Annotated in this window: 25 protein-coding genes; 13 read left to right on the top strand and 12 right to left on the bottom strand. The window is 71.1% G+C overall.

What is annotated here, in order from left to right; translation table 11 throughout:
• The first annotated feature begins 56 nt into the window (after positions 1–56).
• Complete coding sequence (locus ACIBH1_RS10565) at positions 57–1,634, top strand: ABC transporter substrate-binding protein (protein ID WP_397313413.1); 1,578 nt, start codon at positions 57–59, stop codon at positions 1,632–1,634.
• Here the strand turns inward: ACIBH1_RS10565 and ACIBH1_RS10560 are convergent, their stop codons facing one another.
• The 3 genes from ACIBH1_RS10560 to ACIBH1_RS10550 are packed head-to-tail and all read right to left on the bottom strand — an operon-like array spanning position 1,635 to position 5,228.
• Positions 1,635–3,209, bottom strand: coding sequence for a PucR family transcriptional regulator (locus ACIBH1_RS10560; RefSeq protein ID WP_397313411.1), 1,575 nt, complete (start codon positions 3,207–3,209; stop codon positions 1,635–1,637).
• Positions 3,202–3,966, bottom strand: a complete 765-nt coding sequence (locus ACIBH1_RS10555) for a GNAT family N-acetyltransferase (RefSeq protein WP_397313410.1) — start codon at positions 3,964–3,966, stop codon at positions 3,202–3,204. Before ACIBH1_RS10555 ends, ACIBH1_RS10560 begins: the two co-directional genes overlap by 8 nt.
• On the bottom strand, positions 3,963–5,228 hold the full coding sequence (locus ACIBH1_RS10550; RefSeq protein ID WP_397313409.1) for a serine hydrolase domain-containing protein: 1,266 nt from the start codon (positions 5,226–5,228) through the stop codon (positions 3,963–3,965). The genes ACIBH1_RS10555 and ACIBH1_RS10550 overlap by 4 nt, the downstream gene beginning before the upstream one ends.
• A 119-nt stretch (positions 5,229–5,347) precedes the next feature.
• On the opposite strand from ACIBH1_RS10550, the gene ACIBH1_RS10545 reads away from it, so the two are divergent.
• Both ACIBH1_RS10545 and ACIBH1_RS10540 read left to right on the top strand, forming a co-directional pair.
• Positions 5,348–6,835, top strand: coding sequence for an amidohydrolase family protein (locus tag ACIBH1_RS10545; RefSeq protein ID WP_397313408.1), 1,488 nt, complete (start codon positions 5,348–5,350; stop codon positions 6,833–6,835).
• A gap of 251 nt (positions 6,836–7,086) precedes the next feature.
• Positions 7,087–8,205: a globin domain-containing protein gene (locus ACIBH1_RS10540; RefSeq protein ID WP_397313407.1), complete on the top strand. Its 1,119-nt coding sequence runs from the start codon at positions 7,087–7,089 to the stop codon at positions 8,203–8,205.
• Positions 8,206–8,346: 141 nt separating this feature from the next.
• On the opposite strand, the gene ACIBH1_RS10535 is transcribed toward ACIBH1_RS10540, so the two are convergent.
• Complete coding sequence (locus tag ACIBH1_RS10535; RefSeq protein ID WP_397313406.1) at positions 8,347–9,153, bottom strand: helix-turn-helix domain-containing protein; 807 nt, start codon at positions 9,151–9,153, stop codon at positions 8,347–8,349.
• A 135-nt stretch (positions 9,154–9,288) separates the two neighbouring features.
• Between ACIBH1_RS10535 and ACIBH1_RS10530 the strand changes: the two genes are divergently transcribed.
• The 3 genes from ACIBH1_RS10530 to ACIBH1_RS10520 all read left to right on the top strand — a co-directional run bounded on the left by ACIBH1_RS10530 (position 9,289) and on the right by ACIBH1_RS10520 (position 11,768).
• Positions 9,289–10,368, top strand: a complete 1,080-nt coding sequence (locus ACIBH1_RS10530; protein ID WP_397313405.1) for a WD40/YVTN/BNR-like repeat-containing protein — start codon at positions 9,289–9,291, stop codon at positions 10,366–10,368.
• Between the two features lie 94 nt (positions 10,369–10,462).
• Positions 10,463–10,669, top strand: a complete 207-nt coding sequence (locus ACIBH1_RS10525) for a molybdopterin synthase sulfur carrier subunit (RefSeq protein WP_397313404.1) — start codon at positions 10,463–10,465, stop codon at positions 10,667–10,669.
• Between the two features lie 208 nt (positions 10,670–10,877).
• Entirely contained in the window at positions 10,878–11,768 is an 891-nt protein-coding gene (locus ACIBH1_RS10520) for an aldo/keto reductase (protein ID WP_397313403.1), read from the top strand.
• A gap of 4 nt (positions 11,769–11,772) precedes the next feature.
• Here ACIBH1_RS10520 and ACIBH1_RS10515 read toward each other — a convergent pair whose 3' ends face one another.
• Positions 11,773–12,390, bottom strand: a complete 618-nt coding sequence (locus tag ACIBH1_RS10515; RefSeq protein WP_397313402.1) for a TetR/AcrR family transcriptional regulator — start codon at positions 12,388–12,390, stop codon at positions 11,773–11,775.
• Between the two features lie 540 nt (positions 12,391–12,930).
• Between ACIBH1_RS10515 and ACIBH1_RS10510 the strand changes: the two genes are divergently transcribed.
• Both ACIBH1_RS10510 and ACIBH1_RS10505 read left to right on the top strand, forming a co-directional pair.
• Positions 12,931–13,719: a saccharopine dehydrogenase gene (locus tag ACIBH1_RS10510; protein ID WP_397313401.1), complete on the top strand. Its 789-nt coding sequence runs from the start codon at positions 12,931–12,933 to the stop codon at positions 13,717–13,719.
• Between the two features lie 25 nt (positions 13,720–13,744).
• Positions 13,745–14,503, top strand: coding sequence for a formylglycine-generating enzyme family protein (locus ACIBH1_RS10505; RefSeq protein WP_397313925.1), 759 nt, complete (start codon positions 13,745–13,747; stop codon positions 14,501–14,503).
• Positions 14,504–14,599: 96 nt separating this feature from the next.
• Here ACIBH1_RS10505 and ACIBH1_RS10500 read toward each other — a convergent pair whose 3' ends face one another.
• Positions 14,600–15,055: a VOC family protein gene (locus tag ACIBH1_RS10500; protein WP_397313400.1), complete on the bottom strand. Its 456-nt coding sequence runs from the start codon at positions 15,053–15,055 to the stop codon at positions 14,600–14,602.
• A gap of 214 nt (positions 15,056–15,269) precedes the next feature.
• Positions 15,270–16,295: an acetylxylan esterase gene (locus ACIBH1_RS10495; RefSeq protein ID WP_397313399.1), complete on the bottom strand. Its 1,026-nt coding sequence runs from the start codon at positions 16,293–16,295 to the stop codon at positions 15,270–15,272.
• Positions 16,296–16,417: 122 nt separating this feature from the next.
• Here ACIBH1_RS10495 and ACIBH1_RS10490 point away from each other — a divergent pair, with 122 nt between their 5' ends.
• The 4 genes from ACIBH1_RS10490 to ACIBH1_RS10475 are packed head-to-tail and all read left to right on the top strand — an operon-like array spanning position 16,418 to position 17,925.
• On the top strand, positions 16,418–16,768 hold the full coding sequence (locus tag ACIBH1_RS10490; RefSeq protein WP_397313398.1) for a DoxX family protein: 351 nt from the start codon (positions 16,418–16,420) through the stop codon (positions 16,766–16,768).
• Positions 16,769–16,781: 13 nt separating this feature from the next.
• Positions 16,782–17,258, top strand: a complete 477-nt coding sequence (locus tag ACIBH1_RS10485; RefSeq protein WP_397313396.1) for a MarR family winged helix-turn-helix transcriptional regulator — start codon at positions 16,782–16,784, stop codon at positions 17,256–17,258.
• Between the two features lie 46 nt (positions 17,259–17,304).
• Entirely contained in the window at positions 17,305–17,616 is a 312-nt protein-coding gene (locus ACIBH1_RS10480) for a hypothetical protein (RefSeq protein WP_397313395.1), read from the top strand.
• 60 nt (positions 17,617–17,676) lie between these two features.
• Complete coding sequence (locus ACIBH1_RS10475) at positions 17,677–17,925, top strand: hypothetical protein (RefSeq protein WP_397313394.1); 249 nt, start codon at positions 17,677–17,679, stop codon at positions 17,923–17,925.
• 96 nt (positions 17,926–18,021) lie between these two features.
• Here ACIBH1_RS10475 and ACIBH1_RS10470 read toward each other — a convergent pair whose 3' ends face one another.
• From ACIBH1_RS10470 to pip, 4 genes are all read right to left on the bottom strand, one after another.
• Positions 18,022–18,804, bottom strand: a complete 783-nt coding sequence (locus ACIBH1_RS10470) for an ABC transporter permease (protein ID WP_397313393.1) — start codon at positions 18,802–18,804, stop codon at positions 18,022–18,024.
• A complete protein-coding gene (locus ACIBH1_RS10465) occupies positions 18,801–19,694 on the bottom strand; it encodes an ABC transporter ATP-binding protein (protein ID WP_397313392.1) in 894 nt (297 codons plus the stop codon). Before ACIBH1_RS10465 ends, ACIBH1_RS10470 begins: the two co-directional genes overlap by 4 nt.
• A 74-nt stretch (positions 19,695–19,768) precedes the next feature.
• Positions 19,769–20,914 (bottom strand): amidohydrolase family protein, encoded by a 1,146-nt coding sequence (locus tag ACIBH1_RS10460; protein WP_397313391.1) that lies wholly within the window; start codon positions 20,912–20,914, stop codon positions 19,769–19,771.
• 84 nt (positions 20,915–20,998) lie between these two features.
• A complete protein-coding gene (pip, locus tag ACIBH1_RS10455; RefSeq protein ID WP_397313390.1) occupies positions 20,999–21,958 on the bottom strand; it encodes a prolyl aminopeptidase in 960 nt (319 codons plus the stop codon).
• A 156-nt stretch (positions 21,959–22,114) separates the two neighbouring features.
• Here pip and ACIBH1_RS10450 point away from each other — a divergent pair, with 156 nt between their 5' ends.
• Entirely contained in the window at positions 22,115–22,978 is an 864-nt protein-coding gene (locus ACIBH1_RS10450) for a RimK family alpha-L-glutamate ligase (protein WP_397313389.1), read from the top strand.
• Between the two features lie 45 nt (positions 22,979–23,023).
• Here the strand turns inward: ACIBH1_RS10450 and ACIBH1_RS10445 are convergent, their stop codons facing one another.
• Positions 23,024–25,150, bottom strand: coding sequence for an anthranilate synthase component I (locus ACIBH1_RS10445; protein WP_397313388.1), 2,127 nt, complete (start codon positions 25,148–25,150; stop codon positions 23,024–23,026).
• Between the last annotated feature and the right edge of the window lie 262 nt (positions 25,151–25,412).

The following is a 25,412-nucleotide window of genomic DNA, read 5'->3' as shown; positions in this document are numbered from 1 at the left end:
AAGCTCCGGGGTCCACGCTGACCGGTATCCAGGCATAGCTCAGATGGGAGTTGGCGATGCGCGCACGATTGCTCGGGGTGATGAGCGCGGTGGCCCTGGCGACCGCGGCGTGCGGCGGTTCCGGAGGGACCGCGAGCCCCACGGCCTCCTCGCAGGCGGCGGGGAAATACGCCAAGGGGGCCACCTTCACGATGGCCATCATGGAACCGGGCGACCTCAACCCGCTGCTGACCGCGTTGTCGGAGCCGCGGAACGTCGACTATTTCCTCTACGACACGCTCATCGCCTATCAGGACGACGGCACGATCATCCCGCAGCTCGCGGCCGACTGGAAATCCACCGATAAATCGGCGGATTTCACGCTCAAGAAGGACGTGAAGTGCGCCGACGGCAGCCCGCTGAAGGCCTCCGACGTCGCCGGCAGCCTCAACTTCATCGCGGACCCCGCCAACAAGTCGCAGCTGTACGGCCTGTTCGTGCCCACCGATCTGAAGGCCTCCGGCGACGACGCCGCGGGAACCGTCTCGGTGAAACTCACCAACGCCGACCCGTTCCTGCTGCGCCGCCTGTCGAGCGTCTTCATCGTGTGCGGCCCCGGGCTCAAGGACCCGGCCGGGCTCAAGACGGGCAAGCACGGCACCGGCATGTTCACCCTGACCGAGTCGGTCGCCGACGACCACTACACCCTCACCAGGCGCGCCGACTACGCCTGGGGACCCGGCGGGGTGACCGCGCAGCAGGAGGGCCTGCCGGACAAGGTGATCCTCAAGGTCATCAAGAACGAGGCGACCGCCGCCAACCTGCTGCTGTCGGGCCAGCTGAACGCCGCCAGCATCATCGGCCCCGACCGGGCGCGCGTGGAGGCCAAGAAGCTGTTCAAGACCGAGATCCGGCTGATGTTCGGTGAGTACACCTTCAACCAGGCCGCGGGCCGGGCCACCGCCGACGACCGGGTGCGGCGCGCGCTGACCATGGCGCTCGACCTCGACGAGCTCATGCGCGTGGCCACCAGCGGCACCGGCGCGCTGCCCGAGGGGCTGAGCATGCAGCCCAAGGTCTGCCCCGGCGTGACGACCTCCAAGCTGCCGCAGCACGACCCGGCGGGGGCGGCCGCGCTCCTCAAGGAGGCCGGATATGGGCAGGGCGGCAAGCCGCTCAAGGCCACCTTCGTCTACCTGACCGACCACGGCGACCCGGGCAAGTCGGCGATGGAGCTGGTCAAGAGCAAGTGGGAGGCGCTCGGCGTGCAGACCGAGCTGAAGCAGATCACCTCGGCGCAGCTCGGGGCGATCAACGACGGCTCCATGGACTGGGACGCGGGCTGGATCCAGGTCAACGTGCCGCTGCCGAGCATGATCGTGCCGTTCCTGTCGGGCAAGGCCCCGACCGAGGGCGGCGCGAACTGGTCGTCGATCAAGAACGCCGACTACGACCGGCTGATCGTCGAGGCGGCCAAGGCCCCGACGGAGGCCGAGAGCTGCGCCAAGTGGAACGCCGCCGAGGAGGCGCTGTTCGCCAAGGCCGACATCGTGCCCTTCGCCGACACCACGACGCCGCTGTACGGCAACGGCGCCGAGTTCGCCCGCATCGGCGGCCCCTTCCACCCGAGCACGATCAGGATGCTGGCCAAGTAGTCACTGGTGGAGCCGCAACTGCAGGCTGACCGCGAGCCGGGCGCCGGGATCGTCGAGATCCAGGCCCGAGATCGTGGTCAGCCTGCGCAGCCGGTAGCGGAAGGTGTTCTGGTGCACCTGGACGGCCTTGGCGGCGGCGTGCACGTTGCCGAGGTGGTCCAGGTAGGCCTGCAGGGTGAGCACCAGGTCGGTGCCGTGCTCGGCGTCGTAGGCCAGCAACTTCTCGTACGGCCCGGCGGGCGGCTGCTCCTCGGCCGCCACCAGGTCGCCCAGCTGCAGCAGCAGCGAGTCGAAGTAGACCTCCGCGTACGACGCCGCCACGCCCGAGGCGCCGCGCGAGCGCAGCACCCGCAGCGCACGCGCGGCGTCCGCGCGTGATCTGCCCACCTCGGCCAGCGTGTTGACCAGGCGCCCGACGCCGATGGCGGCGGGGAAGCGCCGCCCGGTCCTGGCCAGGAAGCTCTCGGCGACCTTGACCGCGCGGGCCTCGGCGTCCGGCCCCGGCGCGTGCATGGGCAGCACCGCGTAGGCGACGCTGCCGACGAGGGCGGCGGCGGCGTGCGGGTGGATGGCGCCGACGTGCAGCGCGAGCGCGTCGCAGAACCGCTGGCGTTCGCCCTCGCGTCCCGCGGCGTCCTCGATCGAGGTCTCGTGCAGCCCGGCCGCCAGGACGCACACGCGCTCGGTGGCGATGCCGAGCCTGGCGGCGGCGTCGGCGGCGTCGCGCCCGCCCTCCAGGACCGTGGAGAGCAGGTCGGCGCGCAGGCGGCGCTGGGCGTCGGCGCCCGCCCGCTGGCGCAGCAGGTGCAAGGCGACGATCTTGGCCGCGTCGGCGAAGGCGCGCCGCCTGCCGTCGGGCAGGGGCCCGTCGACGGTGGCCCACATGGAGCCGAGGATCTCGTCGCCCGCCCGTACGGCTATCGCGGCGCGGGGCAGCATGCCGTTGCCCAGGTCGAAGAAGATCGGCTCGCGCGAGTGGTAGAGCTCGCGGTAGATGCCGCGTTCCTCCTGCAGCCGCTGGTACTTCTCGGGGACCTTGCGCCCCAGCACGGTCTCGATGCGAGCCTGGTCGGCCTCGTCCTGCCGCCCGGAGAAGGCCAGCACGCGCGAGGAGCGGTCCTCGATGGTGATCGGCGCGTCGAGCAGCTCGCACACGGCGTTGGCCAGGGTGAACAGGTCGTCGGGGCTCTCGGCGGGCTCGCCTGCGACGTCGCCCTCGGCCAGCAGCGAGCGCAGCAGCGCGGCGACCTGCGCCCAGGAGGCGGCGCGGGTCAGCCCCAGCAGCGCCACCCCGGTCTGCAGCACCTTGGCGCGCACCACCTCGTCCAGCTGGACCGGCATCTTGACCACCAGCCCCGCCGCCTGCTGGGCGCCGAGCTCGTCCAGCAGGGCGCAGACGCGGTCCGCGCCCTCGACGCCCACGCCGAGCAGGATGGCGCCGCGGCCGATGCTGAGCTCGTCGAGCGGGTCGTAGATCTGGACCGAGCTGATCTCGCACTCCAGCTCCCCCGGCGAGGCCACGACGTCGAGGAACGTCGAGCCCAGGTCGTCCAGGATCCGGGCCAGGCTACTCACGCTGTTGCTCACGGTTCAGGACATACCACCCATCTCGTGTCACGTCGACGATCTCGTGACCGGCGTCGGCCGCCGTCATCAGGGCCTCCCGTACGGCCGCGCGCCAGCGTCTGGCGCTGTTCGGGGCACGCAGGCGCAGGCCCTCGACGTCCTTGGGCATCGCCACGGCCAGCCGCTCGTGCTCGCCGGGCAGGACGCCCAGGCGCACGGGGTCGAGGCCGTCCCTGCCGAGCAGGACGGCCGCGTCCGCCGCCCCCGACGGGTCGCGGGGGCGCTCCACCTCCCACACGACGTAGAGGCGGTCGCTGGCGTCGCCCGCGTTGATCGAGTCGCTCATGGTGCCGTAGAAGTCCGGCAGGTAGGCGGCGATGCGGGCCCCGAGCCTGTGCACGTTGAGGTAGGCGTTGCGGCTGACCAGCGGGTCGAAGGTCCAGGAGATGTACGGCACGCCGCGCTCGCGGCACCAGGAGCGCTGGTGCTGCTTCAGCGCGTACCCGGTGCCGCCGCGGGCGCCGGGCAGCACGCCGGTGATGTGGGAGTGCAGGTGGCCGTCGCCGGCGAAGAAGCCGACGGCGATCCCGACCAGCTCGCCCTGCGCGTGCGCGCCCGCCACGTAGCCGCCCACGTGGGAGATGGTCCTGATCAGGCCGGGTTCGAGCAGCATGCTGCCCCAGATGCGGGTGATCAGCTCGGCGGCGCGATGGTGGTCGGCCACCTCGGTCAGCTCGCTGATGGTCAGCTCGGCGGTCTCGTTCACGGAAGCCTGGGGGTGGAGCGCAGGCTGAAGTACTGGTAGGGCGTGCCGTCGTCGCGGGTGGCGAAGGTGACGCCGACCCAGGTGGCGGTGCCCTCGCGGCGGGCGAGGTACCGGTCGTCGTCGAGCGCGACCAGGTCGAAGAGCATCGGCTCGTCGAGGTCGGCGAAGGCGCTGGTGTTGAGGTAGGTCATGCGGGCGCCCTCGACGGTGATGCGGGCCGACTCGCGCTCGTAGACGCCGTCGTGGCGGCCGTCGATGGGGGCGGGCTCGCCGGGCGGCTGCGGCAGCGGGTGCGGGCGCACCCCGCACAACGCGGGGAACAGCTCCTGCGCGACGGCCTGGAAGAAGCCGTAGGTGTCGCCTCCGTTGGCCAGCACGCAGACGGTGGTGCCGGTGCCCGGCAGGGTCCACAGCTGCGCCGACTGGCCGATGGTGTTGCCGCCGTGGCTCCAGACGGCCCGGCCCTGCCAGGTGTCGAGGATCCAGCCCAGGCCCCAGTGCGTGCCGTACGGGTTGGCGGGCAGCTCGACGTGCGGGGTGACCATGAGGTCGGCGCTCGCGGGCGTCAGCAGGGCGCCGTCGTGGAAGGAGCGGGCGAACCGCACCACGTCGGCGGCGGTGGAGCAGATCAGCCCGGCGGGGCCGACGGTGCGCATCATGCCCCAGCGCGGGGTGGGCGACGGCTCCTCCCCCGGCTCGCCGAGGTGGCCGGTGGCGGCGCGGAAGCGCAGCACGTCCTCGGGCAGGGTCCAGGTGTGGGTCAGGCCCAGGGGTTCGATGATCTGCTCGCGCAGGGCGGCGTCCCACACCGTGCCGGTGACGGTCTCGATGACGCGTCCGGCCAGGGAGAAGCCGGTGTTGCAATAGGAGTGGGCGGCGCCGGGCGGATGCACGCGGGCCACGTGCCTGGCGTCCTCGGCGTAGCGGGCCAGGCAGTCGTCGCCGCGTCCCGTGTCGTGGAAGAAGTCGCCGTCGATGCCGCTGGTGTGGGTGAGCAGGTGCTTGATCGTGACGCCGGGGAAGCCCTCGACGGGGGCGTCGAGCGTGATCTCGCCCTGTTCGGCCAGGAGCATCAGCTGGGTGGCCGTCCAGACCTTGGTGATCGAGCCGATCTGGAACAGCGAGTCGGGGGTGACCTCCACGCCGGTGTCCAGGTTGAGCACCCCGGTGGCCTCTTCGCGCAGGTGCCCGTCGTGCCAGTAGGCGAGGCTCGCGCCGGGGATACGGAAGCGTTTGCTCAGTTCAGCCAACGACATCGTCATGCTGGCACGCTAGGCGGGGGGTGGCGGCCGTCTCTTCGTCGTTATCGACCAAGCGGTGGCCGGTTCTTAGGTCTGTTACAACAAGATTTCCCGAAATATCAGGGTGTTGGGTGACACGTATGGATCTCTTGCTTCGCGGCGGCACGGTGTACGACGGTCTCGGCTCGCCCGGCGTGGTGGCCGACGTGGCGATCTCCGGCGGCCGGGTGGCCGCCGTGGGACCGGGGCTCACGGCGTCGCGCGTGATCGACGTCTCGGGCCTGGCCGTCGCGCCCGGCTTCATCGACGCGCACTGCCACTCCGACCTCGTACCGCTGATGGACCAGCCCCAGCCGTTCAAGCTCTTCCAGGGCGTCACCACCGAGATCAACGGCAACTGCGGCTTCTCCTACGCGCCCTCCGCTCCCGCGCTGGAGGAGCTGACCGGCCACGCCGTGCCCGACTGGAGCTTCGCCGGCTACCTCGACGCGATCGAGGCCGCCGGGCCCACCAACCACGTCGCCACCCTGGTCGGCCACTCCACGCTGCGGGCCGCCGTGTCGGGCTTCTCCGAGACGACGTCGGTCGAGGCGATGGCCGAGCTGGCGCGCGAGGCCTTCGAGGCGGGGGCGTGCGGCCTGTCGAGCGGCCTCATCTACCCGCCCGGCTCCTACGGCGACACCGAGGAGCTGGTCGCCCTGGCCAGGGTCGCCCACGCGTACGGCAGGCCGTACACCACGCACATGCGCAACGAGAGCTCGGAGCTGGCCGCCGCGCTCGACGAGGCGATCGAGGTCGCCACCCGGGCCAGGGTGCGGCTGCAGGTCTCCCACTGCAAGGTGGGCGGGCTGCCCAACCACGGCCAGGCCTCGATGCTGCTGGAGCGGCTGCGCTCGGCCCGCGCCCGCGGCGTCGACGTGCTCGGCGACCAGTATCCCTACCTGGCGGGCTCGACCGTGCTGGCCGCCCTGCTGCCGCCCGTCGCCCTGTCGGGCGGCAACGTCGCGGCCCGGCTGTCGTCGCCCGAGGAGCGGGCCAGGCTGCTGGAGCTCAGCTCCGGGTCCGGGTTGTGGCGCGACGCCTCGCCCGGCAAGGTCCTGATCACCTCGCACGCCCGGCCCGGCGTGGCGGGGCGGACCCTGGCCGACCTGGGCGGCACCTGGGACACACTCTGCGACCTGGTCGCCGAGGACCCCGCCGCGCAGATGGTCATCGAGATGATGGACGAGGCCGACGTCGTCGAGATCATGGCCGATCCACTGATCGGCATCGGCTCCGACAACGGCGCTCCCGTCGGGCTGGAGCACCCGCGCACGTGGGGCTGCTTCCCGCGCTTCCTCGGCGCCTACGTGCGCGAGCGCGGCGTGGTGCCGATGGCCGAGGCGGTGCGCAAGATGACCTCCCACGTGGCCGACCAGTTCGGGCTGGCGGGCCGGGGCTGGCTGGGAGCGGGCGCGTATGCCGACATCACCGTCTTCGACCCGGAGACCGTCGGGCACGCGGGCACCTATCTGGAGCCTTCCGTCCGGCCCACCGGAATCGTGCACGTTCTGCTCGAAGGGCGGCCGGTGATCGAGGACGGGGAGTTCGGCGGAGTCCGCGCGGGACGCGTGCTGAGAATGGCCTAACGCGAAAGTGATGATTATTCGCTTTTTCTTCTGTGACTTCTGATACGGAAAATAACAGTACCGTTACGGATAGTTCTACTTCGCACCGTATTGAGGGGAAACGGTTGTGACGCCCGAGAGCGGGTGTAAGACTCGAATTCGAGCGATCGGTTGGGCCGGGGCCGCCGGACGCTCTTCACCCGGAATGCCAGGGAGGTGCTGCGACTCGATCGGAAATAACCGTTCCGATCGAAAGGTGGGGTAAAAGCTATATGTCGTTGAATCCGCGCCTCGTCAAGGAGAGTTTCTCCGTCGTCGAGCCGGTGGCCGACAAGGCCACCGCCTACTTCTACGGGCGCCTCTTCGCCGAGAATCCACACCTTCGGGGAATGTTCCCCCCGGCGATGGACGTCCAGAGGGACCGGCTGTTCAGCTCGCTGACCCGGATCGTCTGGAGCCTCGACAGTCCCGACAGCATGGCCGGCTACCTGAGCCAGCTCGGGCGCGACCATCGCAAGTACGGCGTGATCGCCGAGCACTACACGGCGGTCGGCAACGCGTTGCTGGCCACCATCCGGCGCTTCGCGCGCGAGGTGTGGAACAGCGAGATCGAAGCCGCCTGGGTGGCCGCCTACACCGCCGCCGCCAACCTCATGATCGACTCCGCCGACGCCGACGCGGGGGTCTCCCCGGCGTGGTGGCTGGCCGAGATCATCGATCACGAACTGCGCAGGCCCGACATCGCCGTCATCACGCTCCGGCCGACGCAGCGCCTGCCGTACACCGCGGGACAGTACGTCAACGTGCAGACCTCCCGCTGGCCCCGGGTGTGGCGCACGTTCTCGATCGCCAACGCCCCGCGCGCCGACAACACCATCCGGCTGCACGTGCGCGCCGTCAGCGGCGGCTGGGTCTCGACCTCGCTGGTGCGCCACACCCGCATCGGCGACACGATCATGCTGGGGCCGCCCATGGGGACCATGACGCCGCCCGACCGCGGCAACCGCGACCTGCTGTGCGTGGCAGGGGGCACCGGGCTGGCGCCGATCAAGGCCATCATCGAGCAGGTCATCGCCTCGGGGCGGCGGCCCAACGTCCACCTGCTGTACGGCGCGCGGACCGCCGCCGAGCTCTACGACCTGCCCGACCTGATCAGGATGGAGTCGTCCTTCCCCTGGCTGCGGGTGCTTCCCGTGGTGTCGGACGAACCGGCCTTCGACGGGATGCGCGGACACCTGCCCGAGGTGACCGAACGGTTCCACACCTGGTCCGAGCACCAGGTGTACGTGTGCGGGCCGCCGGACATGGTCAACGAGACGGTACGGCGGCTGCAGGTCAACGGGGTGCCGCTCGCGCGCATCAGCCGCGACGTGGTGCACGGCGAGCAGTGACCCGGCCTCCCCCTCCCCGGGTCATCCGCTCCCCGGCCATTCGCTCCCCGGTCAGTCGCTCCCCGGCCATTCGCTCCCCGGCCATTCGCTCCCCGGTCATTCGCTGCCCGGTCATTTGCTCCCCGGTCAGCCGTTCCCTGGTCAGCCGCCGCCGTTGAAGACGGCGGCGGTCGCTTCGTCGGCGGGCCACAACGTCTCGATCGCCAGCTCGGAGACCGTCACGTCCAGCGGCGAGCCGAAGGTCGCGATCGTCGTGAACATCGACAACACCGCGTCACCGTGGCGGACCCGGAGCGGCAGCAGGATGTCGCCGGGTCCCGGCACGTGGGCGACGTTCAGCTCCACCCCCGGATAGGTGTAGGCGGCCAGCTCGTCGTGCAGTTCGCCCAGCCGGCCGTCGCCCGACGCCTCCGCCTGCTTGCGCAGCCGCTGCAGCAGGTGGGCGCGCACCTCGGCCAGGTTCACCAGCTTGCCCGCCATGCCGTCCGGGTGCAGGGTCATCCGCAGCACGTTGACGGGGTCGGTCTTCATCAGCTCCTCCGACACGCTCCCGCCGAAGAAGGCCATCGCCGCCTCGTTGGCCGCCACCAGGTTCCACGCCGCGTCCACCACCACCGCCGGGAAGGGGTTGTGGGCGTGCAGGATCTTGTCGATCGCCTGCCGTACCACCCCCATCTCCGGCGCCCGCACCTCGCGCTCGCGGAAGGCGGGCGCGAAGCCCGCGGCCACCAGCAGCCGGTTGCGATGGCGCAGCGGCACGTCGAGCTCCTCGGCCAGCCGCATCACCATGTCGCGGCTGGGATTGGCCCGGCCGGTCTCCAGGAAACTGATGTGCCGCGATGACACGTCGGCCTCGATCGCCAGGTCGAGCTGGCTGACCCGGCGCCGCTGGCGCCAGGAGCGCAGGAGCTCTCCGAAGGTCTCTTCGTGTACGGCAAGAGCAGTCATGGTCGGCACGTTACCGACATATGGGAATGCCCACGATTACCTGGGAGGTAGCGGACGGGCAAAACCCGTAGAGCCCGGCTTTTGTCGGTAGCCCGTGACACCATGGCCGCAACCATCTCGACAGGGAGCAAGATCATGACTGATGCACTGCTCGCCATCGGCACCCGCAAGGGCCTCATCCTGGCCCGATCACGCGACGGGGGCCCGTTCGAGGTCGAGCCCATCCAGTTCTCCACCGTCGGGGTCCAGAGCGTGGCCATCGACACCCGAGGCGAGACCCCGCGGCTCCTGGCCGGGATCGAGTACGGCCACTTCGGCCCCTCGGTGATGTACTCCGATGATCTGGGTGCCAGCTGGCACGAAGCCGACAAACCACCGGTGGCCTTCCCTGAGAAGACCGGCGCCACCCTCGAGAAGGTCTGGCAGTTGCTGCCCTCGCCGTCGGAGCCCGGTGTCGTCTGGGCCGGCGCCGAGCCCGGCGCGCTGTTCCGCTCCGAAGACGGCGGCGTGACCTACACCCTGGTCGAGGGCCTGTGGGAGCATCCCCACCGGGAGCAGTGGCAGCCCGGCGGCGGCGGCCTGTGCATGCACACGATCCTCAACCACCCCACCGACCCGAAGATCATGGGCGTGGCCGTTTCCACCGGCGGCTTCTACCGCAGCACCGACGGCGGCATCTCCTGGCAGGCGGCCAACCAGGGCATCCGCGCCCCGTTCATGCCCGACGGGCAGCAGTATCCCGAGTTCGGGCAGTGCGTGCACAAGGTGGCCGTCCACCCGTCGCGGCCCGACCGGCTCTTCCTGCAGCACCACTTCGGCGTCTACCGCAGCGACGACTTCGGCCTGTCGTGGACCGACATCGGCTCCTCGCTGCCCTCCGACTTCGGCTTCCCCATCGCCGTGCACGCCTCGAAGCCCGACACCGTCTACGTCCTGCCGCTCCACGCCGACATGGACCGCACCCCCGTCGGCCACCGCTACCGCGTCTACCGCAGCGACGACGCGGGAGGCTCCTGGCAGCCGCTCGACTCCGGGCTTCCCGAGGGACCCGTCTACGGCACCGTGCTGCGCGACGCGATGAGCACCTCCGAGGCGGGCATCTACTTCGGCACCCGCGACGGTTTCGTCTACGGCTCGCGCGACGACGGCCAGACGTGGCAGGAGGTGGCGCGTCACCTTCCCGACGTGCTCACCGTCCGCTCCGCGGTGCTCTGACCCATGGGGAAAGCCGCGACCATGGTCGTGTTCGTGCTGCCCGCGACCCTGCGCCACTGGGGTCGGGGGTGACACCGAGGTCAAGGTCTTCGCCGTGGGCGCGCCCCCGACCCTGGGCGCCGCGCTCGACACGCTCAGGCGCACCCACCCCGTGCTCGAGGAGCGCTTGCGCGACGTCGACGGGCGCATCAGGCGCCACATCAGCATGGTGGTGTGCGGGGAGAACGCCCGGGCGGTCGGCGGCCTCGACTGCGCCCTGCCTCCCGGCGCCGAGGTCTACGTACTGCCGGCCCTCGGCTGATCTGCTATATTTTCAACCACTTCCTGAAGCCTCCACGTCGACCGGGCACCGCCCCAGTCGCACCTGGAGGCTTCTTTGCGTGTCCGCACCTTGCAGATTTCGCGTGTCCGCACCCCCGCAGATTTCGCGTGTCCGCACCCCCGCGGATTTCGCGTGTCCACACCCCGCAAATTCGCGTGTCCACACCCCGCAGAGGAGACCACGCTCGATGACCACCCCGAACGCCGCCGCGGCAGGCACCTGGAAACTCGGCGACCTCGTCGTCAACCGCCTGGGTTTCGGCGCGATGCGCCTGACCGGCACCGCCGCCTTCGACCAGGGCGTCCCCCGCGACCGCGAACCCTCCATCGCCGTCCTGCGCCGCGCCGTGGAACTGGGCGTCAACCACATCGACACCGCCGCCTTCTACTTCTCCTCCACCCGCTCGGCCAACGAGCTGATCAACCGCGCCCTGGCGCCCTACCCCGGCGACCTGGTCATCACCACCAAGGTCTGGCCCGGCCGCGACCCGTCGGGCCAGTGGTGGTGGGCCTCCCCCGAGCAACTGCGCGGCCAGGTCGAGGAGAACATCCGCCAGCTCGGCCGCGACCACCTCGACGTGGTCAACCTCCGCATCCCGCCCAGCCGCGTGGCCACCTCGATCACCGAGCACTTCGGCGCGCTGGCCGAGCTGCGCCAGGCCGGGCTCATCCGCCAGCTCGGCATCTCCAACGCCACACCCGAGCAGCTGGCCGAGGCGCAGGCCATCGCGCCCCTGGTGTGCGTGCAGAACCCGTACGGCATCGGCTCCCCGGCCGCCGGCCAGGACCTCCTGCGGTCATGCGGCGAGCAGGGCATCGCCTTCGTGCCGTTCTTCGCCATCGCCGGCGCCGGCCGCGAGTCGGGCGCGCCGTCGACGGACGCCGAGGCCGTCACCGCCGTCGCCCGCGCCCACGGCGTGTCGGCGGCACAGGTGCGCCTGGCCTGGACGCTGCAGCAGGGCCCGCACGTGCTGGCCATCCCGGGCACCGGCGACCCGGGCCACCTCGACGACAACGTGGCCGCCGCCTCGCTGCGCCTGACGGACGAGGAGATGACTCTCCTCTCCTCGATTCGCTAGAGCATCACTTCAGCAGGGTGCGCGTCAACGTGTCGGCCGCCCAGTCCGTCCAGGCGTCCGGCGTCCACCCCCGCCCCTCGACGAGCAGGCGGTAGGACTCGGGCGCCAGCACCGCCAGGGCCATGTCGGCGGCCCGCACGGCGTTCACCCCGTCACGCAACCCGCCCTTGGCAGCCAGCGCCCCCGCGAAGACCGACAACACCGTGTGGCGCTGGGCGAGGTTGGTGCGCCACATCTCGTCGATCTCCGGATCGGTGGCCGCCGCCGAGCGCACCACCTCCAGCACCGGCGCGACCCGGGCATGGATCTCCGCCGTCGCCTCGGCCAGCGCGCGGACCATCTCGGCGGGTGGCGCGGCCAGAGCCCGCGCCACCCACGGGCGCTCCAGGGTCGCGACCGGCGCACTGTCGCCGGCAACCTGCACGTCGAGCAACTCCTTCAGGATCGCCCGCTTCGTCTCGAACGTGAAATACACCGTCTGCACGGCCACGCCCGCCTTCGCGGCGATGGCCTGGACGGTCGTGGCCGTGTAGCCGCGCTCGACGAACAACTCCCTCGCCGCGCCGAGCATCCTCTCGCGCGTCGCCGCCGCCTTCGCCGCCCGGACGCCCGGCTTACCCATCGCGCACCCCCACTTGACTGGAGCGCCACTATAGCAACAAACTCACTGGAGTGCCGCTACAGCGAAAGGCCTTCGAGTGGCCATGAACAGACAGACGCCCGCCCTCATCGTGACCACCACCGTGGAAGCGAATCGGGCCGGAGCTCGACCTTCCGGAGCCAAGACGGGAACGACGCCATGACCCCATCGAGCGCTCGGCCGACGACGACCGTGCTCATCCTCGGCGGCTACGGCGCCGTCGGCCGCGAGGCCGCGGTAGCCCTCGCCGGTCACCCCGGCACCCGCGTGATCGTCGCCGGCCGCCACCCGGACCGCGCGGCCCCCGTCCAGGGGGTCACGACGATGCGCGTGGACGCCACCGACCCGGCCGACCTGGCACGCGCACTGAACACCCTCGCCACCAGCCACGAGCCAGCCAGCCACGAACCGAGGTACCGCGAACCGAGGTCTAGCGAGCCAAATGACAGTCGACCGAGTGACAGTCAACCGAGTGACAGCAGACCGAGTGACAGTCGACCGAGTGGTGCTGTCGTCGTGCTCATGTGTGCCGAGATCGACAACGTGCGCGTCGCCCGCGCCTGCCTAGAGCGCGGCATCTCCTACGTGGACGTGTCGGCCTCCCCCGCTCTCCTCGCCGATCTCGACACCCTGGACGGTCTCGCCAAGGCCGCCTCCGCCACCGTCGCGCTGAGCGTCGGGCTCGCGCCTGGGGTCACGAACCTGCTTGCCCGCATCTGCGCCGACCGGGCGCCGGGCGCGGAGCCCAGCATCGGCGTGTTGCTCGGGGCGGGAGAGCAGCACGGCCCGGCTGCGCTCGAATGGACCCTTGACGGGCTCGGGGCGCTCGGCGGCTCGTGGGCGATGCCCTTCCCCGTCCCGTACGGCGAGCGGGCCGTGCACCGGTTCCCGTTCTCCGACCAGTACACCCTGCCGCGGACGCTCGGCGTGCCCGCTGCGCGTACCGGCATATGTCTGGACTCGCGCCTCCTGACGCGGCTCCTGGCCGCGGCCGGGCGGCCCGGGGTGGCTCGGGTGTTGCGTCGGCCGCTGGTTCGCTCGTGGCTACTTGCTGTGCTGGGCAGGGTTCATGTGGGAGGTGACGGGTTCGCGGTCACGGTGGTGGCCGGTACGGCGCGCGCCGCGTTCACCGGGCAGGGCCAGAGTCGCGCCACCGGGCGGGCGGCTGCGCTGCTGATCCGAGACCCGGCGTCGTTCCCGCCAGGGGTGTGGCACATCGAGGAGCTGGTGGATCCCGTCGCCTTCCTCACCGAGCTCGCCCATGACGGCTTCGAGTTGCACCTTGACGAACCCGTCGAGGTGCGCCGATAAGATCGCCGCCGTGAGAGCAGGCGAGATGATCCCCCTGGCCCCCGGGCAGGTGATGTTGTCCGACCGGCGGACGCAGCGCACCTGGCCCGCCCCCGTCGCGCCCTTCCTGCTCGCCTCCTGTCCCGTCACCCAGGACGACTACGCCGACGTCACCGGCGTGAACCCCAGCACCGCGCCCGGGGCGAGCCTGCCCGTCGAGACCAGGTCGTGGCACGACGGGCAGGCTTCCGCCGGGCGCCTGCCCGTCGAGACCGGGTCGTGGCATGACGGGCAGGCTCGCGCCGGGCGCCTGCCCGTCGAGACCGTGTCGTGGCACGACGCGGTGCGCTACTGCAACGCCCGCTCGGCACGCGAGTACCTCACCCCCGCCTACCGCCTGTCGCCCGACGGGACGGACTGCGCATGGGACACGGGGGCCGACGGCTACCGGCTGCCCACCGAGGCCGAGTGGGAGTACGCCTGCCGGGCGGGCACCACCGGGCCGAGGTACGGCACGCTCGACGAGATCGCCTGGTATCGGGCCAACTCCGGCGAGCGCAGCCACCCCGTCGGCGGCAAGACACCCAACGCGTGGGGCCTGCACGACATGCTCGGCAACGTGTGGGAGTGGTGCTGGGACGTCTACGACGCCGAGGTCTACGGCAGCTACCGGGTGCTGCGCGGCGGCGGGTGGTTCGACGAACCGTGGAGCTGCCGCGCCTCGGTGCGCCGCCGCAGCCACCCGACGCTGCGGCTGGACGACGTGGGCTTCCGCGTCGCCCGGTCGGCGGTGGCGCACAGCTGATTCGCCGCGCCCGGTCGGCGGCGGGGCTCAGCTGATTTCGCGGCGCCCGGTCGGCGGCGCACAGCTGATTTCGCGTCGCCGAGTCGGTGGTGGGGCTCAGCTGATGCAGAATTCGTTGCCCTCCGGGTCGAGCAGGGTGATCGCGTAGTAGTCGGCGATGCCGATCTCGGGCCCGGCGACGCGGGAGATCGTGGCGCCGAGGGCGACCAGGCGGGCCGCCTCGGTGTCGATCAGCTTGCGGCGCACCTCGAGGGTGCCGCTGCGCCGGTTGGTGACGTCGAGGTCGAGGTGGAGGCGGTTCTTGACCGACTTCTTCTCGGGCACCTGCTGGAACCACATGCGGGGCCCGATGCCGGAGGGGTCGACGATGGAGTCGTAGCCGATGGCGTCGTTCACCTCCCCTTCCGGCAGGCCCCTGCTGCGCCAGTAGTCGGCCCAGGTGTCGAAGCCGTCGGGCGGCTCCTGGAGCTGGTAGTGGAGCGCGGCGGCCCAGAAGCGGGCCAGCCGGTCGGGGTCGGCGCAGTCGATGGTGACCTGGAGGCGGGTTGCCATAGGGAGATGGTGCCAGGGCCCACCGACAATCCGGCCCGACCGGCCACCGCCCACCGGCCCCCGCCCAATGGTCCCTGACCGATAGCAGGTGGACGGCGGCCGATGGCGGGTGGCCGATGGCGGGTGGCAGATGGCGGGTGGCAGATGGCGGGTGGCAGATGGCGGGTGGCCTTGGCTCCAGCCCCGGCGGCGGCGAACCCGTCTGCGGCGGCGGTCAGGCTCGCTTGCGGGAGAGGAAGTGGTTGATGGCGCCGCGCAACGATGCCGCCTCCGCCTCCGCTCCCTCGTGCTCCGCGTGCCCGTGGCTCAGGACCACCAGTTCCCGCACCCCGGCCGCCAGCCCGTTGTGCACGGCGAACTGCCCGGGCGGTGGCACGGCGGGGTCGTAGAGGGCGGCGGCCACCAGCGTCGGGATGTTCACGCGCGTCGCCGCCGAGGCCGCGTCGAAGTATCGCAGCACCTCGACCGCCTCCGGGTGGGCGGCGTGGTGGGCGCGCACGGCTTCGCCGCTGCCCAGGCAGGGCAGGGTCAGCCGCAGCGGGATGTTGCCGAAGCTCGGCACCACCAGTACGCCGCTGGTGAAGCGCGGGTCCCATGGCAGGGCGAGCGCGCCGATGCCGCCGCCGAAGCTGGTGCCCACGTAGTCGAGCCGCGACGCCTGCGGCACGAGCTCGCGCAGCACGGTCGCCGCGCACCACACGTCGGCCGCGTTGCCGCCGTGCACGTAGGTGTCGCGTGAGGCGATGCCGTGCAGGACGTGCTCGGCGGCCAGGGAGGGGATCTCGGGCGACAGGCTGCGGTCTGCGAGTCCTCGGGCGCACGGCCAGATGGCCGCGGTGCCGGGGCCCGGCAGGCTGGTCTCGGGAGCGGTGCGCCCGCCGTACCCGTGGACGACGACCATTCCGCGGGTGACCTCGCCGTCGGCGGGCAGCGTGAGCCAGCCGCCGACGCGGAAGCCGCCGCTGGAGGTGTAGGTGACGCCGTGGACGCGCATGCCGTCCTGTTCGTACTCCAGGGGGCCGAGCTCGGGCGCGACGGTGACGTCGAGGGCCTCGGAGTACAGGCCCTGCCAGAAGGCGTCGAAGTCGGCGGGAGGCTCGGGCGCGGGTACGGCCAGCAGCGCGTCGAGGTCGTAGCCGTAGGTCGGGTCGAAGCCGAGGACTGGGTCGGAGGCGGGGTCGGAGGCGGGGTCGGAGGCGGGGGTAGCGTCGGGGTCGGGGGCGGCGGTGTGCGTGCTCATCGGCCAGATCCTAGAGCCGCCCCACCCCGGAACCGCCGCGCCCCGACCCTGGCACGGCGCTGGCTTTGTTGATGCTTCAAGTTATACACTCCACCCCACCGCATCACTTGAAGGGTCAACAAATGGACATCTTCCTCTGGATCCTGCAGATCCTCCTGGCCGCAGCCTTCCTGGGCTCGGCCGTCGTCAAGAACACCGTGGCCAAAGACGACCTCAAGGCCCGCATGCCGTACGTCGAGGACTTCTCCCAGGGCCAGATCCGGGCCATCGGCCTCATCGAAGGCGTGGCGGCGATCGGCCTGGTCCTGCCCTGGGCGACCGGCATCGCCCCGATCCTGACGCCGCTGGCCGCCGTGGGCCTCGTCATCACGATGGTCATCGCCGCCCTGGTTCACCGGCGACGCGGCGAGTCGATCGCGTTTAATCTGGTCTTGGCGGCGTTGGCACTCATCGTCGCGATCGGCAGATTCTGACACTGGGGGGCCGGTGGCCGAGGGGCTCGGGGAGACGGAGCTCGACGAGACGCAGGTCCGCGCCTGGCATGGCCTGCTCGCGGTGACACTCGTGGGAATGCCGCAGGTGGAGCGGGTCTTCCGCCGCCACGGCCTGGTGCATGTCGAGTACGGCCTGCTGACGGCGCTGTCGCTGCGGCCGTGCCGGCTGAGTGATCTGGCGACGCTGACGAACGTCTCCATCAGCCGCCTCAGCCACCGCATCAGCAAGCTCGTCGAGCGGGGCTTGGTGACGCTTCGTCCCGACTCCTCCGACGGCAGGGCGAGCGTCGCCGAGATCACGGAGGACGGGCGCGGGGTCATCTGCTCCATCGCGCCCGACTACGCCCGGGCGCAACGCGAGGTCCTCTTCGACCACCTCACCCCCGAACAGACCGCCGCCCTCGCCGAGGCTCTGCAGGCCGTCGGCACGCGACTCGGGGCCTGCATGGGACCTGACCAGCGAATATAACCGGACCCGCCTTTAATCGTCACACAGAGTGACGTAGTGTGGTGATGTGTTTCCGGGTCTGCGCCTGTTCCTGCTCGTCGCGGCCGTTCTGTGCTGCCTCGGCCCGTGGCAGCCGCAGAACGTCCAGGCGATCCCGCCGTTCTCCGTGGTGGACGTCGCGGAGGGCGAGTGCCCGCGTCCGCGCAGCTCGGATGAATGGGGCTATTCAGCCACGTCCAAGGCCCGCACCCTGGGCGGCGGCGCCACCAAGGCCGCACTTCCCGCGCGGCGCGGCGCGAGCCGCGTCACCGTGCGTGACCTCCTGCCCGCTCCGGCCGTGCGCCGCGGCCGGGCCCACCTGAGCATCTGGCGCATATAGGGCCGGACGAGCGTTTCCGTCCGTCGTCCATTCACCCTGTGCTCGGAGTGTGCATTCGTCATGCGCGAAATCGAAACGATCGAGGAGATCTGGTCCTACCACTGCCTGCGGTGCCTGCACATCTGGCAGGACGCCTTCCAGGCGCATCACTGCGGCGAGAGCGTCGCCTGGCATCACAACGGGCAGGCCAGCATGCCGCCCTGGTCGGAGGCGACCAACTGCCCGCGTTGCGCGGCGCTGCAGGTCAAGGTACTGCCGCGGTCCGGCAGGCCGTCCGTCCCGCGCCAGGAGCGCACCGAACGGCCGTGACCGTCCGCGCCTGCCGTACGAGAAGTCTGCCGGACGAAAGGACGCCGGACGAAAGGACGGAAGCCCGCCGCGAGCGGGCCGTACGGCAGGCGCACCTCACGTGATGTCGCGCCGCAGCGTGGTGGCCGAGGCCAGCACCCCGAACACCGCGGCGTACCCGAGCAGGACCAGCGCCCCGCCCCAGGCGGGCAGCAGGTAGTCGAGTCCCATCTGCCCCACGTCGACGCCGGAGTTGGTCAGCGACCTGGCCGCCCCCGCAGGAGTCCACGCGCCCACGACCTGCAGCTGCGGGATGGCGTTGACGATGGGTTCGAGCACGAACATCCACACGGCCACGGTGACGATGGCGGCGATCTGGTTGCGCAGCAGCGCACCGATCCCGATCCCGAACAGGGTGTAGAGCACCAGGGCCGCCAGCACGCCGCCCAGGATGCGCGGGATCCCGCCCTCGGTGATCAGCAGGTCGCCGCCCGACAGCAGCACGGCGGGGACGATGCCGACGGCGAACAGCACGAGGATCGCCAGTCCGAAGATCAGCCCGATCAGCACGCCCGCGCCCAGCTTGGCCGCCACGACTCGCGCGCGTCTCGGCGTCGTCAGGAAGGTACTGGTGATGGTCTGGTAGCGGAATTCGGTGGTCATCATGGTGGCACCGAGGATCGCCACGAGGATCGATCCGCTGATCGACTGCTCCCAGGCCACCCGCTGGAACTCGGGGGTGTCGCGGGCGGGGAAGACGCTGACGCCGTTCTGCTCCAGCCCGGCGAAGCCGATCACCAGGCCGAGGCTGAGGGTCAGGTAGCTCAGCACCACGACGAGCATGATCCACCACAGGTGGGTGGTGAACAGCTTCAGCAGTTCGGCGCGTACCAGCTTCACGACGCCTCCTCGGTGAGCTCCAGGAACACCCGCTGCAGGTCGGTGCGCTCCTGGACGAGTTCCGTGAGCACGACCTGCTCGGCCAGGACGACCTCGCCGACCCGTTCCGCGGCCAGGCCGCGCACGCGCAGCGCCCCGTCGTCGAGCGGTTCGACCGCGCCGCCCGCACGTTCCAGGGCGGGGCCGAGAGCCTGCGGGTCGAGGCTGCGCACCCGCAGCGGGGCGTCGCCGTTGCGGGTGAGCTCGGCGAGCGTGCCCTGCCGTACGAGCCTGCCCTTGGCGATGATGACCACGTTGTCGACGGTCTGTTCCACCTCGGCCAGCACGTGGCTGGAGACCAGGACGGCGGCGCCGCGCTCGTGGGCCAGGTGCTTGAGGAAGCCGCGCAGCCACTGGATGCCGGAGGGGTCGAGGCCGTTGGCGGGCTCGTCGAGGATGAACACCTCCGGGTGCCCGATCAGGGCTCCGGCCAGGCCCAGCCGCTGGCGCATGCCCATCGAGAAGCCCGAGACCCGCTTGCTCGCCACGTCGGCCAGGCCCACCTGTTCCAGCGCCTCCGCGGCGCGTTCCGGCGGCAGCCCGGCGGCCGCGCACAGGATCCTGAGGTGGTTGATCGCGGTGCGGCCGGGGTGGAAGTTGGTGGCTTCCAGCACCGCGCCGACCGCCGCCAGCGGCTGCTTGAGCTGCGGGTACGGCACGCCGTTGACCAGGGCGGTGCCCGCGTCGGCGGTGACGAGGCCGAGCAGGCAGCGCAGCGTCGTGGTCTTGCCCGCGCCGTTGGGACCGAGGTATCCGGTGATCGTCCCCGCCTCGACGGTGAACGACACGCCGTCGACCGCCTTGACCGGTCCGAAGGATTTGGCGAGCTGACTGATCTCGATCGCGCTCATGATGCGGCGATTATCCCGATGGCGAGCCGCGTCCTACCTCCTCCTGGAGGAGGAGATCGTTCATGACGGAACGCTCAGAGCCGGTAGACCCGCCTGGCGTTGCCGGAGCCGATCATGTGGGCGACGCGGGCGGCGTCGGAGACGCTCCACTCCCCCTCGTCGATGCGGGCCGCCAGCACCCTGCCCAGGCCGCGCCGGAAGTACAGCGCCCCGAGGTGGCAGGTCTCGGCGACGCCGTAGCAGTCGGAGCTGAACATCTGCTTGTGGAAGGGCACCAGCTCCAGCATCTCCTCCAGCACCCGGGCGCCGCCGGCGGCGGTGTGCGTGAGGGTGAGCCCCAGGTCGACGTAGACGTGCGGGTAGACGTTGGCCAGGTAGGCGGCCTGCCGCTGGAACGGGTAGCAGTGCAGCAGCACCACCGGCACGTTCAGCGGCTGCAGCGCGCGGACGAAGACGGTCAGCATCGCGGGGTCGGCCCGGTGCAGCTCGACGTCGGGGTCGCCGAACCCGGTGTGGAACTGCATGGGCAGCCCGCGGTCGCGGGCCACGTCGACCGCCGCCCACAGCAGGTGGCGCAGCAGCACCGGATCGGTCAGGCGGGCTTTCGGGTCGGCCAGGCGCCGGTTGGCCGCCGCGATCACCGATCCGCGGCTGGGCCGCGACGGGTCGAAGTCGAGGCCGTGCCGGTAGGCGATGATCGACTTGAATGCCACGGCGCGGGCGGCGCGGGCGGCCAGTTCCTCGGCCAGGCTGTCCATGTAGTCGACGGCGAGGGGCGCCACCTCGGCGACGTCCTGCTCGATCTGCTCGATGCGGACGATCTCGTCGGCCGCGGCGCCTCCGTGGCGTCCCATCTCGGGCGCGGTCAGCAGGTCGGGCTCCTCCAGGCCGGTGTCGACCAGGAAGGCCACCACCCCGGCGGCCCGCAGCAGCCGGCGGTTGACCTCTCCCGCGCCGAGTTCGAGCCGCCTGGCCAGGTAGACGGCCGGGGAGGCGTGCGGCTCCAGGTCGAGCACGGGCGCGCACCAGCGCCTGATGGCCACGCCGGCCGGGGTGTCGAAGTGGGTCGTGCCCGGCGGTGCGGGCGCGGCCCCTTCGGTGATCAGCAGCTCGAACTGGGCCCTGGACACCTCGTCGCGCCGCACCCCGTGGCAGTGATGGTCGACCAGCGGCGCGAGCAGGGCGTCACGGACCGCATCCGGAAGGTTGGCGGGGAGCATGCGCCCACCTTAGGCGCTGGGTGCGCGCCCGCCGTCGCCTTCCCGGATAGTCCCGATTGTCGCCGATCCCCATCCCGCCCCTGGTCAGCGGCCGGCGAACCGGTCCGTGGCCGTGACAAGAGCGTCGGTGATGCCCGGCTCGACGAAGGCGTGGCCAGCGTCGGGGATGAGGTGGAAGTCCGCCTCGGGCCAGGCCCGGTGCAGGTCCCAGGCGGTGGCGGCGGGGGTGCACATGTCGTAGCGGCCCTGCACGATCACCGCGGGGATGTGGCGGATCTTGTCGATGTCGCGCAGGAGCTGCTCCTCCTCGAAGAAGCCGCCGTTGACGAAGTAGTGGTTCTCGATGCGGGAGAAGGACACCGCGTAGTCGTCGTCCTCGTGCGAGGCGATGATCTCGGGGTCGGGCAGCAGCGTGATGGTCGAGCCCTCCCACACGCTCCAGGCGCGCGCCGCGGGCAGGCGCACGGCGGGGTCGGGGTCGTTGAGCCGCCGGTGGAAGGCGCCGATCAGGTCGTCGCGCTCCTCGGAGGGGATCGGCTCGACGTACTTCTCCCACAGGTCGGGGTAGACCAGCGAGGCGCCCTCCTCGTAGAACCAGTGCAGCTCGAAGGGGCGAAGCATGAAGATGCCGCGCAGCACCAGCTCGCTCACCCGGTCGGGGTGCGTCTGGGCGTAGGCCAGCGACAGCGCGCTGCCCCACGAGCCGCCGAACACCTGCCAGCGGTCGACGCCCAGGTGCTCGCGCAGCAGCTCCATGTCGGCGACCAGGTGCCAGGTGGTGTTGTGCTCCAGCGACACCGCCGGATCGCTCGCGTGGGGCCGGCTGCGGCCGCAGTTGCGCTGGTCGAACAGGATGATCCGGTACGCCTCCGGATCGAACTGGCGGCGCTGCTTGGCCGTGCAGCCGCCACCCGGTCCGCCGTGCACCATGACGACCGGTTTGCCGTGCGGGTTGCCGCACTCCTCCCAGTGGATCTCGTTGCCGTCGCCGACCGCGAGCAGGCCGCTGGCGTGGGGTTCGATGGGCGGATAGAGCGTCTTCATGCTCACCCACTATGCCGCACCTCGGGGCCGCGCCAGAACACCCTCCCATCAGGGTCCTGACCTGCACGAACATGCCTTTTTCGTAGGATGACGCGCAAGGTGACGATCTCCGCTACGCTGAGCGCTCCCTTATCCCATCTGTCGCGAAAGCACGTGATGCGACTCGCTCTTGTCTCCAGGGCCCGGCTCAGCGCCACGGCCTCACGGCTCGCCCAGACCGCCCTCTCGCGCGGCTGGGACGTGCACATCGTCGGCGACCCCGCCACGATCACCCCCCTCGGCTCCCACGCCGGGATCTCCCCCGACGTCATCCTCAACCGCATCCTCGGCAGCGAGCCCGATCTGACCCATCTGCTCCTGCTCCAGCGGCAGCTGGAGAACCGGGGCGTGCCCGCCGTCAACGCGGCGGGCGCGGTCGAGAACGCCGTCAGCAAGGCCCGCCAGGCGGCGATCTACCTCGCCCACGGCCTGCCTCACCCGCAAACCTGCCTGACCACGCCCTACGCCGACCCTTCGGACCTGGCCGACCTGCTCGGCTTCCCGCTGGTGCTCAAACCCGACAGCGGGTACGGCGGAGCGGGCGTGGTCAAGGCCGAGACCCTCGCAGAACTGCGGCTGCTGCTGCAGGAGAAGGCCATGAACGGGCACCAGCTGCTCGTCGCCCAGCGATGGGTGCCGGAGGCGTGGTGGAGCCTGCGCCTGGTGGTGGTCGACGGCGAGGTGGTGGCGACCATGCAGCGCCGCGCCGCCGCCGGCGAGTGGCGCAGCAACGTCGCCCAGGGCGCCACCGCCGTGGAGGTGGAACCGTCCTACGCCGAGGTGGAGCTGGCGGTGACGGCCGCCGCCACGCTGGGGCTCGACGTGGCGGGCATCGACGTCATCCGCACCGCCGAGGGGCCGCTGGTCCTGGAGGCGAACAACTCTCCCGGCCTGATCGCCACCGAGCAGGCCACCGGGGTGCCGGTCTGCGACCGCATCCTGGCGGCGGTCGAGAAACGGGCCGCGGTCGTCATGTCCTGAACCCCGGGCGGTGCCGCGAAGGCGCCGCCCGGGCTCAGGCCCCGCTCAGCGGCGGGTGAGGCGCAGCACGTTGCCGATGATGTGCGCGCCCGCCCCGCCCTCCGCGGTCAGGATCGACTCGGGGTGGAACTGCACCGCGAACCGCTTGGCCGCCACGTCCTCGATGGCCATGACGTTGCCGTCGGGGGTGACCGCGATCGGCGTGAAGCCGACCACGCCGTGCTCCTTGGCGTGCAGCGAGTGGTAGCGCGCCGCCGTGAACTGCGGCGGCAGCCCCTCCAGCAGCGCCGACTCCCCCAGCCGGGAGACCTGGCCGCGCTTGCCGTGCTCGGGGTAGTCGAGCAGCTCCAGCGAGCCGCCCGCGTGCTCGACCATGGCCTGCAGGCCGAGGCAGACGCCGAAGACCGGCAGGTCGCGCGCGTAGACCTCGTCGATGAGGGCCGACATGCCGAAGTCGGAGGGCCAGCCGGGGCCGGGCGACAGGACCACCAGGTCGGGGGCGATGGAGTCGATCATGGCGGTCGGGAAGCCGTGCCGCAGGGTCGTCACGGTCGCGCCCTGCTGGCGGAAGTAGTCGGCCAGCGTGTTGACGAAGGAGTCCTCGTGGTCGACGAGCAGCACCTTCATGCCCTCGCCGTGCCGTACGACGGGTTCGGGTTCGACGGCGGAGGCGGGCGAGTTGACGGCGGCCAGGGCGGCGAGCAGGGCGCTGGCCTTGAGCTCGGTCTCCTTCTCCTCCGACTCCGGGTCGGAGTCGAACAGCAGGGTCGCGCCCGCCCTGACGGTGGCGACGCCGTCCCTGATCTGGGCGGTGCGCAGGGTGAGGCCGGTGTTCATGGAGCCGTCGAAGCCGATGAACCCGATCGCCCCGCCGTACCAGCGGCGGGTGGTGGCCTCGTGGTCCTCGATGAACTGCATCGCCCACGTCTTGGGCGCGCCGGTGACGGTGACGGCCCACATGTGGGTGAGGAAGGCGTCGAGGGCGTCGAACTCGGGGCGCAGGCGGCCCTCGATGTGGTCGACGGTGTGGATCAGGCGGGAGTAGAGCTCGATCTGGCGGCGGCCGATGACCTGGACGGTGCCGGGGACGCAGATGCGCGACTTGTCGTTGCGGTCGACGTCGGTGCACATGGTCAGCTCGGACTCCTCCTTGGTGGAGGAGAGCAGCGTGCGGATGGCCTCGGCGTCCTCGACCGGGTTGCTGCCGCGGGCGATGGTGCCGGAGATGGGGCAGGTCTCGACGCGGTCGCCGGAGACACGGACGTACATCTCGGGCGAGGCGCCGACCAGGTGCTCGCCCTCGCCCAGGGAGATGATGAACTCGTACGGCGCCGGGTTCGACACGCGCAGCGAGCGGTAGAAGGCCGACGGGTCGGCGCACTCGCCGTGGAAGACCTGGCCGGGCACGACCTCGAACAGGTCGCCGCGCTTGAACTTCTCCTTGGCCGCGGCGACGACCTGGGCGTAGGTGCCGGGCACGGGGTCCGCCGGAATGGCGGCGGGCACGGTGGGCGCCTGCGTCTCGCCGGTGCGCTCGATGCCGTGGGTGGAGACGCCGTCGACGGTGAACTCGTAGCGGTGCTCGACGCTGGTCTCGCGCTGGCGGTCGATCACGACGATCCGGTCGGGCAGGTGCAGCACGAGGTCGCGCTGGTCGGCGGGGCGCACGAGCTCCTGGCGGATGGGCTCGAACTGGAAGGCCAGGTCGTAGCCGAAGGCGCCGTACAGGCCCAGGTTCGGGTCGTCGCCCTTGAAGGCGGCGATGACCTCGCGGATGGCGGAGAAGACGGTGGGACGGCGGCTGCGCATCTCCTCGGGCACGAGTTCCTCGGAGTCGGCCACGTACACCTCGACGAAGTCGGGCGTCGGCTCCGAGACCGGCTTGCCCGCGGCCAGCAGGCAGGAGGCCACGATCGGCAGCACCACGCGCCCGCGGTCGTTGAGCGCCCTGGCGTGGATGGTGCGCCCCCTGGCGACGAGCTCCAGGCAGGGATCCACGTAGCCGAAGGCCCATCGGCTGTAACGGCCCGGATAGTCCATACCGGAGGAGAAGGCTCCGCCGCGCCTGCTGCCCAGCGCGGTCACGATCTCCTCGAGCGCCTCCTCGGGCACCTCCCGCGTCTGGCGTTCGACGCCGACGCCACCTGAGGTGGTATATCCGCTCGTCTCCACTGCTGCCCCTTAGCACCTGGTGAGAGCCCCGGGGCGGACACAGGAAAGGCCGCCTTCCGGGGCGGCCGTCCGTTGAGGAATGCGAAACTCGCGCCGCCTAGGAGCGGCGCCACCACTGAAGCTGGAGGGTGTTTCGCATGCCTGGGATCGTAGCACGGGGCGGGGGAAACCGGTCTCACCAGATGTCGCTAGCGTAACGCTTCATGACTTTTGACATTTCGGCGATAAATGCCACTTGCAAAGCAGTCAACTCGGTCGCACT

The sequence above is a fragment of the Nonomuraea sp. NPDC050663 genome (assembly GCF_044456985.1).
Classification (GTDB): domain Bacteria; phylum Actinomycetota; class Actinomycetes; order Streptosporangiales; family Streptosporangiaceae; genus Nonomuraea.
This window is presented reverse-complemented; position numbering and strand designations above follow the sequence as displayed.